Annotated in this window: 14 protein-coding genes; 7 read left to right on the top strand and 7 right to left on the bottom strand. The window is 69.1% G+C overall.

From position 1 onward, the window contains the following. Positions 1-18 precede the first annotated feature (18 nt). The 3 genes from DA1_RS12225 to DA1_RS12215 form a co-directional block, all read right to left on the bottom strand. Positions 19-252, bottom strand: a complete 234-nt coding sequence (locus DA1_RS12225; RefSeq protein ID WP_013804037.1) for a Fis family transcriptional regulator — start codon at positions 250-252, stop codon at positions 19-21. Beyond that, on the bottom strand, positions 249-1,319 hold the full coding sequence (gene dusB / locus DA1_RS12220; RefSeq protein ID WP_034390600.1) for a tRNA dihydrouridine synthase DusB: 1,071 nt from the start codon (positions 1,317-1,319) through the stop codon (positions 249-251). Before dusB ends, DA1_RS12225 begins: the two co-directional genes overlap by 4 nt. Before the next feature lie 143 nt (positions 1,320-1,462). Next, the gene (locus DA1_RS12215; protein WP_230590712.1) at positions 1,463-2,032 is read right to left on the bottom strand and encodes a hypothetical protein; all 570 of its coding nucleotides are present in this window, start codon (positions 2,030-2,032) and stop codon (positions 1,463-1,465) included. Positions 2,033-2,187: 155 nt separating this feature from the next. Here DA1_RS12215 and DA1_RS12210 point away from each other — a divergent pair, with 155 nt between their 5' ends. Continuing rightward, a complete protein-coding gene (locus tag DA1_RS12210) occupies positions 2,188-2,712 on the top strand; it encodes a YqaA family protein (protein ID WP_013804040.1) in 525 nt (174 codons plus the stop codon). Between the two features lie 40 nt (positions 2,713-2,752). Here the strand turns inward: DA1_RS12210 and DA1_RS12205 are convergent, their stop codons facing one another. Then, positions 2,753-3,676, bottom strand: a complete 924-nt coding sequence (locus DA1_RS12205) for a LysR family transcriptional regulator (protein WP_034390596.1) — start codon at positions 3,674-3,676, stop codon at positions 2,753-2,755. A 102-nt stretch (positions 3,677-3,778) separates the two neighbouring features. Here DA1_RS12205 and DA1_RS12200 point away from each other — a divergent pair, with 102 nt between their 5' ends. The 6 genes from DA1_RS12200 to DA1_RS12175 all read left to right on the top strand — a co-directional run bounded on the left by DA1_RS12200 (position 3,779) and on the right by DA1_RS12175 (position 9,705). Next, positions 3,779-4,483, top strand: coding sequence for a pirin family protein (locus tag DA1_RS12200; protein ID WP_012203489.1), 705 nt, complete (start codon positions 3,779-3,781; stop codon positions 4,481-4,483). A 69-nt stretch (positions 4,484-4,552) separates the two neighbouring features. Beyond that, the gene (locus DA1_RS12195) at positions 4,553-5,251 is read left to right on the top strand and encodes a hydrolase (protein WP_034390594.1); all 699 of its coding nucleotides are present in this window, start codon (positions 4,553-4,555) and stop codon (positions 5,249-5,251) included. 40 nt (positions 5,252-5,291) lie between these two features. Continuing rightward, positions 5,292-5,564, top strand: coding sequence for a XapX domain-containing protein (locus DA1_RS12190; protein WP_012203487.1), 273 nt, complete (start codon positions 5,292-5,294; stop codon positions 5,562-5,564). 124 nt (positions 5,565-5,688) lie between these two features. Beyond that, positions 5,689-7,587, top strand: coding sequence for an amidohydrolase (locus DA1_RS12185; RefSeq protein ID WP_034390592.1), 1,899 nt, complete (start codon positions 5,689-5,691; stop codon positions 7,585-7,587). 23 nt (positions 7,588-7,610) lie between these two features. After that, positions 7,611-8,054, top strand: a complete 444-nt coding sequence (locus tag DA1_RS12180) for a DoxX family protein (protein WP_174549386.1) — start codon at positions 7,611-7,613, stop codon at positions 8,052-8,054. Then, complete coding sequence (locus tag DA1_RS12175; protein WP_034398193.1) at positions 8,044-9,705, top strand: MFS transporter; 1,662 nt, start codon at positions 8,044-8,046, stop codon at positions 9,703-9,705. The genes DA1_RS12180 and DA1_RS12175 overlap by 11 nt, the downstream gene beginning before the upstream one ends. A gap of 50 nt (positions 9,706-9,755) precedes the next feature. Here DA1_RS12175 and DA1_RS12170 read toward each other — a convergent pair whose 3' ends face one another. The 3 genes from DA1_RS12170 to DA1_RS12160 form a co-directional block, all read right to left on the bottom strand. Next, on the bottom strand, positions 9,756-10,394 hold the full coding sequence (locus tag DA1_RS12170; protein ID WP_034390589.1) for a response regulator transcription factor: 639 nt from the start codon (positions 10,392-10,394) through the stop codon (positions 9,756-9,758). Continuing rightward, a complete protein-coding gene (locus DA1_RS12165; RefSeq protein ID WP_034390588.1) occupies positions 10,387-11,487 on the bottom strand; it encodes a sensor histidine kinase in 1,101 nt (366 codons plus the stop codon). Before DA1_RS12165 ends, DA1_RS12170 begins: the two co-directional genes overlap by 8 nt. 62 nt (positions 11,488-11,549) lie before the next feature. Further along, the gene (locus DA1_RS12160) at positions 11,550-12,983 is read right to left on the bottom strand and encodes a TolC family protein (protein WP_034390586.1); all 1,434 of its coding nucleotides are present in this window, start codon (positions 12,981-12,983) and stop codon (positions 11,550-11,552) included. Between the last annotated feature and the right edge of the window lie 3 nt (positions 12,984-12,986).

Here is a 12,986-nt window from a genome sequence, read left to right as displayed (position 1 = left end):
AATGGAGATTCGTGCCGCTCAGAGCATGTCGTGCTCGAGCAGCTTCTTGCGCAGCGTGTTGCGGTTCAGGCCCAGCCAGTCGGCAGCACGCGACTGGTTGTTGTCGGCCTGGGTCATCACCACTTCCAGCAGCGGCTTTTCGACCAGGTGGATCAGCATGTCGTACATGCCGTTGGGCTTTTCGCCGTCGAGATCGCGGAAATACCCCTCCAGGCTTTCACGCACGCATTGTTCGATGTTCTGGTTGCTCATACTGTCATTCCTGCGGGCTCTCCGAATTCGGCGCTTGTGGCGCCGGCATCGATGGCGGCCGGTATCCGGTCCATCTGTGCGCCCAGGGCGTCCAGATAGTCGGCCACGGCCTGCCATTGCACCGCGCAGTCCTCGATGGTGTTGATGTGTTGTCTGAATGCTTCACCGCCCGGCAGGCTGCGCATGTACCAGGCGATGTGCTTGCGCGCGCTGCGCACGCCGGTGCCCTCGCCGTACAGGCTGTAGTGGTCCTGCAGGTGGTCCAGCAGCAGCCGGCGCAGCTCGGCCACCAGCGGCGGGGCCATGTGCTCGCCCGTGGCCATGAAGTGCGCGATCTCGCGGAAGATCCACGGCCGGCCCTGGGCCGCGCGGCCGATCATCACGGCATCGGCGCCCGTGTAGGCGAGCACGTCGCGCGCCTTCTCGGGGCTGGTGATGTCGCCATTGGCCACCACGGGCACGCGCACCGCCGCCTTGACGGCAGCGATGGTGTCGTACTCGGCAAAGCCCTTGTAACCCTGCTCGCGCGTGCGGCCGTGCACGGTGAGCATCTGTATGCCCACATCCTCGAAGCGGCGGGCCAGCACCACGGCGTTCCTGTGCGCGTCGCACCAGCCGGTGCGCATCTTCAGCGTGACGGGCACGCCGTGCGGGGCGCAGGCCTCTACAACAGCCTGGGCAATCTCCACGGCCAGGGCCTCGTTCTGCATCAGGGCCGAGCCGGCCCATTTGTTGCAGACCTTCTTGGCCGGGCAGCCCATGTTGATGTCGATGATCTGGGCGCCGCGGTCCAGGTTGTAGCGCGCGGCCTCGGCCATCATCTCGGCGTCCGTGCCCGCGATCTGCACCGCGATGGGGCCGGGCTCGCCTTCATGGTTGGCGCGGCGCGAGGTCTTGAGGCTGTTCCACAGGTCTTTGCGCGATGTCACCATCTCGCTGACCGCGTAGCCCGCGCCCAGGGCCTTGCACAGCTGGCGGAACGGCCGATCCGTCACCCCGGCCATGGGGGCGACGAACAGGCGATTGGCCAGGGCATGGGGGCCTATGGACAGGGGTGGGGAGGACATCGGAAAAGCCGGAGAAAATGCGCGCGCCGAGCACAAAACGGGCGGCAACAAAGGACCAAGATTGTACCTGCCCAAATTTTCAGCAGGGCTAAAACCGGGCCGTCAAGACGGCCAAGCAGCGAAAACAAGACACCGCGCAGTTTTCATGGTGTGGGCACGAAGGTGCGCACCTGGCCCGGAACGGCTTGCAGCCCGTAGGCACCGAGCCGGCCCTGCCACCAGCGGCGGTTGAATTGCACGTCGGGAGAGACCTGGTCGTCGGGCATGGGTCGCAGGCCGACCTTCTGCAGCCCGGCTTTCGGCTGCCCGGCTGCCTGCAGCCCAGCTGTCTGCGGCCTAGCCTCCAGTCCCAGGTCCAGCGCCTCGCCGTCAGCCAGCGGGCCGCGCACCACGGCCATGGCCTTGCGCCCGTCGGTCACCCAGGCGTCCAGCACCAGGGCCGGGCCGGGCTCGGACCCGGCCAGGCTCACGCAGCCTTGCAGACGCGGCTCCAGGCCCAGCGGCTCCAGCTCGCGCTGCAGTTGCTCCAGCCTGTCGCCCACGGCCGGGTCCGGCAGGGTGCAGCCCTTGGCCTGCAGCGCCTTGCTCCAGGCGGAGGGCGGTGCAGCCTCCTGGGTGGGCGACGCCTGGGCAGCGGCCTGAGCCACCACGGTGGTGTCCTTGCCTGGCGGTGGCTGCAACGCAGCGCAGCCGGCCAGGCCGGCTGCTGCCATTCCCAATGCCGCCCATCCCGCCCATCCTGCAATCCGCCCTGTCTGCATGACGCCCCCTGTTCTTTGTGGTTCTGGAACAGGCCTCACGATAGCTTCAGGCCGACAAGGCGTCAGCCAGCGCAGACCTACACTTGGCAGCACCTATGGAATTCTGGATCCATCAATTGCTGGGCTGGCTGGCGCTGCCGCAGTTCGGCCTCAGCACCGTGTTCATCGTGGCCCTGATTTCGGCCACGCTGCTGCCGCTGGGCTCCGAGCCTGCGGTGGTCGGCCTGCTGCAGCTCAACCCCGATCTGTTCTGGCAAACGGTCTTCGTGGCCACGGCCGGCAATACGCTGGGCGGCGCCATCAGCTGGTGGATGGGCCTGGGTGCGCACAAGGCCTGGCGCGCGGCCCGCGAGCGGCGGCGCGCCGGACTGCCCGAGGATCTGCGGGCCAAGCCGCCCCGCGCCCTGTCCCGCCACGAGCGCCGCGCCCGCGTGTGGCTGCGCCGCCTGGGCGCCAAGGCCTGCCTGCTGAGCTGGCTGCCCGTGGTGGGCGATCCGCTGTGCGCCGTGGCCGGCTGGCTGCGCCTGCCGTTCTGGCCCTGCGTGTTCTACATGGCCATCGGCAAGTTCCTGCGCTATGTGGTGATGACGGTGGTGCTGCTGCAGTTGCTGCCGGCCTCCTGGGCCAGCTGAGGCCGAAGCCCTCCCACCGAAGCCCTCCCCTTTTTGCGATCTACGCCTGCGGCTCACGCGCCCAGGGCGCCAGCGCGAAGTGCGCGGCCAGGAAATCGATCAGCGCCTGCACGCGCGCCGGCCGGGCACGCCCCGGTGGCGTGACGATGTGCAGGGCGATGGAGGGCACCTGCCAGTCATCCATGCAGGTCTGCAGCGCACCCGATTGCAAATCTTCCCAGGCCAGGAACTCGGGCTGCAGGGCCAGGCCCAGCCCGGCGCGCAGGGCCGGCGCCAGGCCCTCGGCATTGTTCACGCGCATGGCCGTGGGAACGACCTGGGCGAACTCGCCGCGGCGCGCATGCACGAAGCGCCAGGCCTCGCCCAGGCGGCTGTGCACATAGCGCAGCGCGCGGTGCTGCGCCAGCTCGCGCGGATGGGTGGGGCGGCCGTGGCGCTCGAAGTATTCGGGTGATCCCACCAGCAGCAGGCGCACCGTGCACAGGCGCCGCGCCAGCAGGCTGGAGTCGGGCAGCGAGGAGATGCGCAGCGCGATGTCGAAGCCCTGGGCCACGACGTCGATCAGCTCGTCGCTGAAGTGCAGGTCCAGCGTGACTTCCGGGTGCTCGGCCATGAAGGCTGGCACGGCCGGCGCCAGGTGCGAGATGCCGAACGACATGGGCGCCGCAATGCGGATGGGGCCGCGCAGGCTTTTGGACTGCTCGCTGATCTCGGCCTCCACGGCCTCGCCCTCGGCCAGGATGCGCGCGGCACGCTCCAGCGAGGCCTGGCCGCTGGCCGTCAGCGACATGCGCCGCGAGGTGCGGTGGAACAGGCTGGTCTTGAGCCGCGTCTCCAGCCGCGTGATGGCCTTGGAGATGGTGGGCTGGGAGACGCCCAGGTCGGCGGCGGCCTTGGCGAAGGAGCCCGTCTCGGCCACCTTGGCGAAGACGGCCCAGGCTTCGAGGTCAGGAAGTCTTGGCATGAAAGTTTTGGAATAGATGTCTTTGCATATTTTCTATTCTCTTCTTGATCGGCAAAACATAAAGTTCATCCATCGCAACACACAACGCAGCAGGAGAACACCATGATCGAACGCCGTCCCTTCCAAGCCCTTGGCGGTGCCAACCACGGCTGGCTCGATGCCAAGCATCACTTTTCCTTCGCCGGCTACCACGATCCGGCCCGCATGGGCTGGGGCGCGCTGCGGGTGTGGAACGACGACACCATCGCCGCCGGCACGGGCTTCCCGCCCCATGCCCACGCCAACATGGAAATCATCACCTATGTCCGTGAAGGCGCCATCACCCACCAGGACAGCCTGGGCAACAAGGGCCGCACCGAAGCGGGAGATGTGCAGGTGATGAGCGCGGGCACCGGCATCCGCCACTCGGAATACAACCAGGAAAAGGACACGACGCGGATCTTCCAGATCTGGATCATGCCCGACGAGCGCGGCCAGCAGCCCCCGTCCTGGGGTGCCAAGCCCTTCCCCAAGGGCGAGCGCTCGGGCAGCTTCGTGGCCCTGGCCAGCGGCCTGCCCGGTGACGAGGACGCCCTGCCCATCCGCACCGCCGCCCGGGTGCTGGGCGCCACGCTGAAGGCCGGCGAGAGCACGGAGTACCGCATCGGCCGCGACCGCCTGGGCTACCTGGTGCCGGCCAGCGGCTCGGTGCAGATCGACGGCGTGACGCTGCAGGAGCGCGACGGCGCCGCCATCAGCGATGTGGACAGCTTCCGTGTGACGGCCCTGGCCGACACCGAGCTGGTGCTCGTCGACACGGCGCGCTGAAGCGCCCTGCCCGCCTCTTCCCAAGAAAACATTTCCCGTACCCCGTCCAACCCCTCACAGGAGATCACCATGACCGACCGCAAGTACCTCGAAGTCCTGACGCCCGCCAACAGCCAGATCATCTTCATCGACCAGCAGCCCCAGATGGCCTTCGGCGTGCAGTCCATCGACCGCCAGGTGCTCAAGAACAATGTGGTGGGCCTGGCCAAGGCGGCCAAGGCCTTCGGCATTCCCGCCACCATCACCACGGTGGAGACGGGCAGCTTCTCCGGCCACACCTATCCCGAACTGCTGGCGGTGTTCCCCGAGCACCAACTGCTGGAGCGCAGCTCCATGAATTCCTGGGACGACCAGAACGTGCGGGACGCACTGGCCAGGAACGCCGCCCAGGGCCGCAAGAAGATCGTGGTCTCCGGCCTGTGGACCGAGGTGTGCAACACCACCTTCGCCCTGTCGGCCCTGCATGACACGGACTACGAGATCTACATGGTGGCCGACGCCTCGGGCGGCACGTCGCTGGACGCGCACAACTACGCCATGGACCGCATGGTGCAGGCCGGCGTGGTGCCCGTGACCTGGCAGCAGGTGCTGCTGGAATGGCAGCGCGACTGGGCCCGCCGCGAGACCTACGACGCGGTGATGGACATCGTGCGCGAGCATTCCGGCGCCTACGGCATGGGCGTGGACTATGCCTACACCATGGTGCACAAGGCGGCCGAGCGCGTGCAGCATGGCGAGACCGTGGGCCCGAACCCCGCCAAGGTCTGAGCACCAGCGCCGCCGCCGGCCCCGTCCACGGAGTGACACCATGAAGCTCTACGCACTTTCCCTTGGGGCCGGCCTGCTGGTCGGTGTGGTCTACAGCCTGCTGCAGGTGCGCTCGCCCGCACCGCCGCTGGTGGCCCTGGTCGGCCTGCTGGGCATCCTGGCCGGCGAGCAGATCGTGCCCGTGGGCCGGCATCTGCTGCAGGGCATGGACCTGCGCAGTGCCTGCAGCAAGACGCAGGCCACCGAGCATGTGCTGGGCCAGCTGCCCGGCCGCAAGAACGCCGATGCCGATGCCGATCGGCACCACGGCTGACCCCTCCCCCTCTCTCCAAGAAAACTGCACCATGACCACGCGCAGAAAAGTCCTGGGCTCCGCTGCCACCCTTGCCATGGGTGGACTGCTGGGTTGCACCACCAACGCTCGCCAAGGAGCCTCCATGTCCGATTCCACGCCCGAAGTCATCTTCCACAACGGCCGCTTCACCACGCTGAACAAGGCCAAGCCCACCGCCACCGCCGTGGCCGTGAAGGACGGCCGGTTCATCGCCGTGGGCTCGGACGCCGAGGTGCTGGCCCTGGCCGGCAGCGGCACGCGCCGCATCGATCTGCAGCGCCGCAGCGTGCTGCCCGGCCTGTTCGACAACCACACGCACGTGATCCGTGGCGGCCTGAACTTCAACCTGGAGCTGCGCTGGGACGGCGTGCGATCGCTGGCCGACGCGCTGGACATGCTCAAGCGCCAGGTGGCCATCACGCCTGCGCCGCAGTGGGTGCGCGTGGTCGGCGGTTTCACCGAGCACCAGTTCGTGGAAAAGCGCCTGCCCACCATCGACGAGATCAACGCCATCGCGCCCGATACGCCGGTCTTCCTGCTGCACCTGTATGACCGCGCCCTGCTCAACGCCGCCGCCCTGCGCGCCGTGGGCTACACCCGCGACACGCCCCAGCCCGCAGGCGGCGAGATCACGCGCGATGCCAACGGCAACCCCACGGGCCTGCTGCTGGCCAAGCCCAACGCCACCATCCTCTACAGCACGCTGGCCAAGGGCCCCAAGCTGCCGCTGGACTACCAGGTCAATTCCACGCGCCACTTCATGCGCGAACTCAACCGCCTGGGCGTGACCGGCGTCATCGATGCGGGCGGGGGCTTTCAGAACTACCCCGACGACTACGACGTGATCCAGAAGCTCAGCGACGCCAACCAGATCACCGTGCGCCTGGCCTACAACCTGTTCACGCAAAAGCCCAAGGAGGAGAAGGCCGACTTCCTCAACTGGACGCAAAGCGTGAAGTACAAGCAGGGCAACGACTATTTCCGCCACAACGGCGCGGGCGAGATGCTGGTGTACTCGGCCGCCGACTTCGAGGACTTCCGCCAGCCGCGCCCCGACATGCCGCCCAGCATGGAAGGCGACCTGGAGGAAGTGGTGCGCGTGCTGGTGCAGAACCAATGGCCGTGGCGCCTGCATGCCACCTATGACGAGACCATCTCGCGCGCGCTCGATGTGTTCGAGAAGGTGCACCGCGACACGCCCATCGACGGCCTGAACTGGTTCTTCGACCATGCCGAGACCATTTCGGACAAGTCCATCGACCGCATTGCGGCGCTGGGCGGCGGCGTGGCCGTGCAGCACCGCATGGCCTACCAGGGCGAGTATTTCACCGAACGCTACGGCGCACGCGCCACCGAGGCCACGCCGCCCGTCAAGAAGATCCTGGAGCGCGGCGTGAAGACCTCGGCCGGCACGGACGCCACGCGCGTGGCCTCCTACAACCCCTGGGTGTCGCTGTCGTGGATGGTGACGGGCAAGACCGTGGGCGGCCTGCAGATGTACCCCCAGCGCAACCTGCTGGACCGCGAGACCGCGCTGCGCATGTGGACCGAGAACGTGGCCTGGTTCTCCAACGAGGAAGGCCTGCGCGGCCGCATCCAGGTGGGCCAGCTGGCCGACATGATCGTGCCCAGCAAGGACTATTTCGCCGTGCCCGAGGACGAGATCTCCTTTCTCACCTCCGACCTCACCGTGGTGGGCGGCCGCGTGGTCTATGGCGCAGGCCCCTTCCAGCAGCATGACGACAACCCGCTGCCGCCGGCCATGCCCGACTGGTCCCCCGTGCGGCGCTTTGGCGGCTACGGTGCCTGGGGCGAGCCCGAGGGCGCGGGCAGGAACTCGCTCAACCCCGCGCGCTACCGCAGCCTGGCGGCGGCCTGCGGCTGCGGCACCAGCTGCGGCATGCACGGCCACAGCCATGCCAACGCCTGGGCATCGAACGTGCCGACCTCGGACCCCCGAAGCTTCTTCGGCGCGCTGGGCTGCTCCTGCTGGATGGCCTGAGGAGCACACGCATGACACCCGCCATGACCCAAGCCAGTACTTTCTCCGGCCGCCTTGCGGCCACCGCACGCCCGGTGTTCGGCAGCCAGGCCGTGCGCCTGGTGGCCTACCTGGGCCTGTGCGCCGCCTATCTGCAGGGCGGCCTGGTCAAGCTCACCGACTTTCCCGGTGCGCTGGGCGAGATGGCCCACTTCGGCCTGTCGCCGGCACCGCTGTTCGCGGTCCTGGTGATCGCGCTGGAGCTGGGCGCCTCGGCCATGATCATCACCGGCCGGCTGCGCTGGCTGGGCGCCCTGGCGCTGGCCGCGTTCACGCTGCTGGCCACCTTCGTCGCGCTGCGCTTCTGGGAGCTTCCTGCAGGGCAGGAGCGCTTCATGGCGGCCAATTCCTTCTTCGAGCATCTGGGCCTGGTCGGCGGCTTTCTGTTCGTCGCCTGGCATGACCTGGGAGAGCGCCATGACCGCTGATTCGTCCCGGCCCGCAGCCACTGCCTCCGGCAGCTTCGCGCCGCTGCGCCAGCCCGTGTTCGCGGTGCTGTGGGCGGCCACGGTGCTGGGCAATATCGGCAGCTTCATGCGCGATGTGGCCAGCTCCTGGATGGTGACCGAGCTGTCGGCCAGCCCGGCCGCCGTGGCCCTGATCCAGACGGCGGCCACGCTGCCCATCTTCCTGCTGGCGATTCCGGCCGGCGTGCTGTCCGACATCCTGGACCGCCGGCGTTTCCTGATCGGCATCCAGATCCTGCTGGCCGCCGTCAGCGCCAGCCTGCTGCTGCTGGCACGCACCAACACGCTGACGGTGGAGTACCTGGTGGCGCTGACCTTCGTGGGCGGCATAGGCGCGGCGCTGATGGGGCCGACCTGGCAATCCATCGTGCCCGAGCTGGTGCCGCGCAGCGACCTCAAGAACGCGGTGGCGCTGAACTCGCTGGGCATCAACATCGCACGCGCCCTGGGCCCTGCGGCCGGCGGCCTGCTGCTGGCCAGCTTCGGCGCGGCGGCGGCCTACGGTGCAGACGTGGCCAGCTATGTGTTCGTGATCGCCGCGCTGGTCTGGTGGAAGCGCCCCAAGGCCGAGGCCTCGGCCCTGAACGAGCAGTTCTTCGGCGCCTTCCGCGCAGGCCTGCGCTATGCCCGCTCCAGCCGCGAGCTGCATGTGGTGCTGCTGCGCGCCGCCGTGTTCTTCCTCTTCGCCAGCTCGGTGTGGGCCCTGCTGCCGCTGGTGGCGCGGCGCATGCTGGGCGGCTCGGCAGGCTTTTACGGCGTGATGCTGGGCGCCGTGGGCGCAGGCGCCATCCTGGGTGCGCTGGTGCTGCCGCGCCTGCGCAAAAGGCTGGATGCCGATGGCCTGGTGCTGCTGTCCTCCGTGCTCAGCGCCGCCGTGATGGCCGCGCTGTCCACCGCGCCGCCGCAATGGGCCGCCGTGCTGCTGATGCTGGTGCTGGGCCTGGGCTGGATCATTGCGCTGACCACGCTCAACGGCGTGGCCCAGGCGGTGCTGCCCAACTGGGTACGCGGCCGCGGGCTGGCCATCTACCTGATGGTGTTCAACGGCGCCATGGCGGGCGGCAGCCTGGCCTGGGGGCTGTTCGCGCAGGGCGTGGGCATTCCCACGGCGCTGCTGATCGGCGCGGCGGGCCTGGTGGCGATCTCGCTGGTGTTCCACCGCATCAAGCTGCCCACGGGCGAGGCGGACCTGCAGGCCTCCAACCACTGGCCCGAGCCGCTGCTGGCCGAACCCGTGGCCCATGACCGTGGCCCGGTGATGATCCAGGTGGAGTACCAGGTGCGCCGCGACGACCTGCCAGCCTTCATCGAGGCCATGCAGCATGTCGCACGCGAACGCCGCCGCGACGGCGCCTATGCCTGGGGCATCGCCGAGCACACGGGCGAGCCGGGCCGGGTGATCGAGTGGTTCCTGGTGGAGTCCTGGGCCGAGCATCTGCGCCAGCACCAGCGCGTGTCCAAGGCCGATGCCGATCTGCAGGCCCAGGCGCTGCGCTTTCATATCGGCCCCGGGCGGCCCGTGGTCCACCACTTCCTGGCGCTGGATGCCGCCAGTGCCGCCAGTGCCGCGAGCGGGCCTGCGCAGGCACCGGCGCACGGCCACGCCCACTGAAGCGTTGCGGCAGGCCTGCCCCTGGCATGCGCCCGGCCTGCCAGGACACCTCAGCGGATATCCAGCCGCTCCAGCGCACGCACCAGGTCGGCCAGCGTGCGCACCTGCATCTTGCGCATGGCCTGGCCACGCCGCACCTTCACCGTGATTTCGCTCACGCCCAGGTCCGCCGCGATCTGCTTGTTCAGCAGGCCGCGCACCACGCCCACGACCACTTCCTGCTCGCCCGGCGACAGCGATTGCCAGCAGGCGCGCAGCGCCTGTTCGCCGGCCTCCAGCGCGCGGCGCTGGCGGTCCAGGGCAATGCCCTGCTGGATGGCGTCCAGCAGGTCCTGGTCGCGGAAGGGCTTGGTCAGGAACTCGATGGCGCCGGTCTTCATGGCCTCCACGCTCATGGGAATGTCGCCATGGCCGGTGATGAAGATGGTGGGCAGCTTCAGGCCCATCTCCAGCATCTGGCGCCGGAAGTCCATGCCGCTTTGGCCCGGCATGCGGATGTCCAGCACCAGGCATGCAGGCCCCGCGGGCGGCTGCCGCTGCCAGTGACCCAGAAACTCGCGCGTGGCGCCGAAGGCACGCACGCACAGCCCTACCGAGGCCAGCAGGTCCTCGATGGCGGCACGCACCGAGGCGTCGTCATCGACGATGTAGACAAGTGCCTCGGCTTCGGCCGTGGAGGGTTCAGCCATGGCGCAATCCCGTGGAAGACCTGTCGCCCGTGGCCGGGGCGCAGGCAATGGTGATGTGAAAGACCGTGCCGCCGCGCATGTCCTCGCGGTCCGTGGCCCAGATGCGGCCGCCGTTGGCCTCGGCCATATGGCGGCAGATGTTCAGGCCCAGGCCCATGCCGTCGGGCTTGGTGGTCCAGAAGGCATCGAACAGGTGGGTGCGGGCCAGGGGCGACAGGCCTTCGCCCGCATCGGCCACGGTCAGCACCAGTTGCTGGCCCAGGCCCTGGGTGGTGACGGTGATGCGCCGCTGCGCGGCCGGCGTGCCCTGCATGGCATCCATGGCGTTGAGCAGCAGGTTGGCCAGCACCTGCTGGATGTGCACGCGGTCGGCCCAGGCCGGCTGCAGCGCGGGCGCCAGTTGCAGGTCCAGGGCCACGCCGCGCCGGTCCAGCTCGGCGTCCGACAGGCGCGCCATCTCGCGCACGGCGTCGTTGAGGTCGAAGGACTGGCGGCTGGGCGCCTCGCCGCGCGCCATGCTGCGGATGCGGGCAATGACATCGCTGGCGCGCTGCGCATCGCCCAGGATGCGCTCCAGCGCCTGGCCGGCCTTGGCCAGATTGGGCGGCTCCTGGGCCAGCCAGCGCTGGCAGGCATTGCCGCTGGTGACGATGGCCGCCAGCGGCTGGTTGACCTCATGGGCGATGGAGGCCGTCAACTGCCCCAGGCTGGTGGTCTGGGTGATGCGCATCAGCTGGGTGCGCGCCTCATGGGCCGCGTTCTGGGCCGCCACCATCTTCAGGCCCAGATAGGCCGTGATGGCAATGGCCAGGATGCTGATCACCATGTTGATCAGTCCGGTGCGATAGGCACCGGCAGGCGTGAGCGCAAAGCTGGCCAGGGTCAGCACGATGCACAGCGCCGTGAGGCCGATGACCACGCGCGGGCTGAACCAGCGCACCGCCACCAGGATGATGGCGGTATGGAACACGGCGGCCGCCACGGCGTAGTCGGTCAGCGTGTCCAGCGCGAAGATCGCGGCCATGGCGACGCCCATGGCCGCCAGGATCAGGGCCCGGGGCCAATGGGGAAAGCGGCGCAGAGCGGTGGTCATGGCGTGCAGGGCTGCGATGAGGGCGTGTCGATTGTGTCGCAAGATGCCCTGCCCTCCCGCGATCAGAGGGCGGGGCGCCGGCCCACGCTCAGTTGGAGCTCCACCGTGGCCTTGGCCAGCTCGGTCTCTGCCTCCAGCGATCCCAGGTAGGCCTCGTCGGCCGAGCGCTGGGCGGACAGCAGCTCCAGCAGCGAAGCCTCGCCATGCCGGTAGGACAGGCGTATGCCCTCGAGCACGCGCTGTGCATCGCGCAGCACGCCGTCGCGGTAGCGCTGCACGTTCTCGCGCGCGGCGGTCAGGCGAAAGCGCGCGCCGCGCACATCGGCCTCTGCCCGGTTCTGGGCCTGCTGCAGGGCCAGCATGGCCTGGGTCACGGCCACCTCGGCCTGCACCAGATCGCCCCGGTCCAGGCGCGACAGCGGCAGCGGCACGCTGACCGAGACCGACAGCGTGCGCGAGCGCCCGCCGCCATCGAAGGGATTGCCCTGGGCATCGGTGCCGGCCGCCGTGGACGGCACGGCGGCCATGCCCACGGCCAGCGTGGGATTGACCCAGCGGTTGGCCCGGGCCAGGCCCGCGTTGTCGCGCGCATGCTCGAGCGCCGCCTGGGCGATGCGCACCTCGGCGCGCGACTGCAGCGCCTGGGCGACCAGGGCATCGGCATCCTCCAGCCCCGAGTCTTCGGCCAATTCCATGAAGCCGCATTGCAGCGTGTCGCTGGCAAAGACTTCGGACAGGCGGCGCCCCAGCGGGACGGACAGCGCCAGCCGCGCGGTCTGCGCCTCGGCGCGCGCCTGCACCACCTCGGCCTGGAAGCGGTCGCGCTCCACGCGCGACTGCAGCCATTCCACGCCGCCGATGTCGCCGGCCTTGCGCCGCAGCTCGTTGGCCTGCACCACATCGCCCAGCGCCTTCAGCGTCTGCTGCTTGCGCTCCAGCGCCAGCGAGTCGCGGCAGGCCTGGGTGTAGTCCTGGGCGGCATCGGAGAACAGCTGGCTGCGCACGCCTTCAAGGCCGGCCTCGGACAGGCGCACCTGGCTGCGTGCGGACTGGATGCGCGCGGCGCGCTTGCCGCCCGTCTCCAGCTCCATGCTGATCTCGTAGTTGCGCGTGGTGGGCCGGGGCTGGCCGGTGCGCACTTGCTCGCGCGAGGCGCCCAGCGTGAGGTTGGGGTCGGGGCGTATGCCGGCGATGCCGATGCCGGCACGCGCGGATTCCACGCCCTGCTCCTCCGAGCGCAGCAGCGGGCTGTGCTGCTCCACGGCGTTGAGGTAGTCGGAAAAGCGCAGGCCGGCAGGTGCCGCCGTTGCAGCTGCAGTTGCTGTTGCTGTTGCTGTTGCTGTTGCTGTTGCTGTTGCTGTTGCTGTTGCTGTTGCTGTTGCTGTTGCAGTTGCTGTGGCTGCAACGGCGGACGGCGCCGTCTGCGCCTGGGCTGCGGCGCCAAGGCACAGCAGCAGGGCCAGGGCCTGCCTGGGGAAGAAAGGGGTCGTTTGCATGGC

The organism is Delftia acidovorans NBRC 14950 (genome assembly GCF_001598795.1).
In the GTDB taxonomy this organism is placed as follows: domain Bacteria; phylum Pseudomonadota; class Gammaproteobacteria; order Burkholderiales; family Burkholderiaceae_C; genus Comamonas; species Comamonas acidovorans.
The sequence above is the reverse complement of the archived record's forward strand: the minus strand, read 5'-3'. Positions and strand labels throughout refer to the sequence as shown.

Bases quoted from the DNA above. Each gene is read 5' to 3' on its own strand.
- dusB (WP_034390600.1), bottom strand. From the start codon at position 1,319: ATGTCCTCCCCACCCCTGTCCATAGGCCCCCATGCCCTGGCCAATCGC.
- DA1_RS12205 (WP_034390596.1), bottom strand. From the start codon at position 3,676: ATGCCAAGACTTCCTGACCTCGAAGCCTGGGCCGTCTTCGCCAAGGTG.
- DA1_RS12215 (WP_230590712.1), bottom strand. From the start codon at position 2,032: ATGGCAGCAGCCGGCCTGGCCGGCTGCGCTGCGTTGCAGCCACCGCCA.
- DA1_RS12160 (WP_034390586.1), bottom strand. From the start codon at position 12,983: ATGCAAACGACCCCTTTCTTCCCCAGGCAGGCCCTGGCCCTGCTGCTG.
- DA1_RS12180 (WP_174549386.1), top strand. From the start codon at position 7,611: ATGACCCAAGCCAGTACTTTCTCCGGCCGCCTTGCGGCCACCGCACGC.
- DA1_RS12175 (WP_034398193.1), top strand. From the start codon at position 8,044: ATGACCGCTGATTCGTCCCGGCCCGCAGCCACTGCCTCCGGCAGCTTC.
- DA1_RS12185 (WP_034390592.1), top strand. From the start codon at position 5,689: ATGTCCGATTCCACGCCCGAAGTCATCTTCCACAACGGCCGCTTCACC.
- DA1_RS12225 (WP_013804037.1), bottom strand. From the start codon at position 252: ATGAGCAACCAGAACATCGAACAATGCGTGCGTGAAAGCCTGGAGGGG.
- DA1_RS12165 (WP_034390588.1), bottom strand. From the start codon at position 11,487: ATGACCACCGCTCTGCGCCGCTTTCCCCATTGGCCCCGGGCCCTGATC.
- DA1_RS12195 (WP_034390594.1), top strand. From the start codon at position 4,553: ATGACCGACCGCAAGTACCTCGAAGTCCTGACGCCCGCCAACAGCCAG.
- DA1_RS12190 (WP_012203487.1), top strand. From the start codon at position 5,292: ATGAAGCTCTACGCACTTTCCCTTGGGGCCGGCCTGCTGGTCGGTGTG.
- DA1_RS12170 (WP_034390589.1), bottom strand. From the start codon at position 10,394: ATGGCTGAACCCTCCACGGCCGAAGCCGAGGCACTTGTCTACATCGTC.
- DA1_RS12200 (WP_012203489.1), top strand. From the start codon at position 3,779: ATGATCGAACGCCGTCCCTTCCAAGCCCTTGGCGGTGCCAACCACGGC.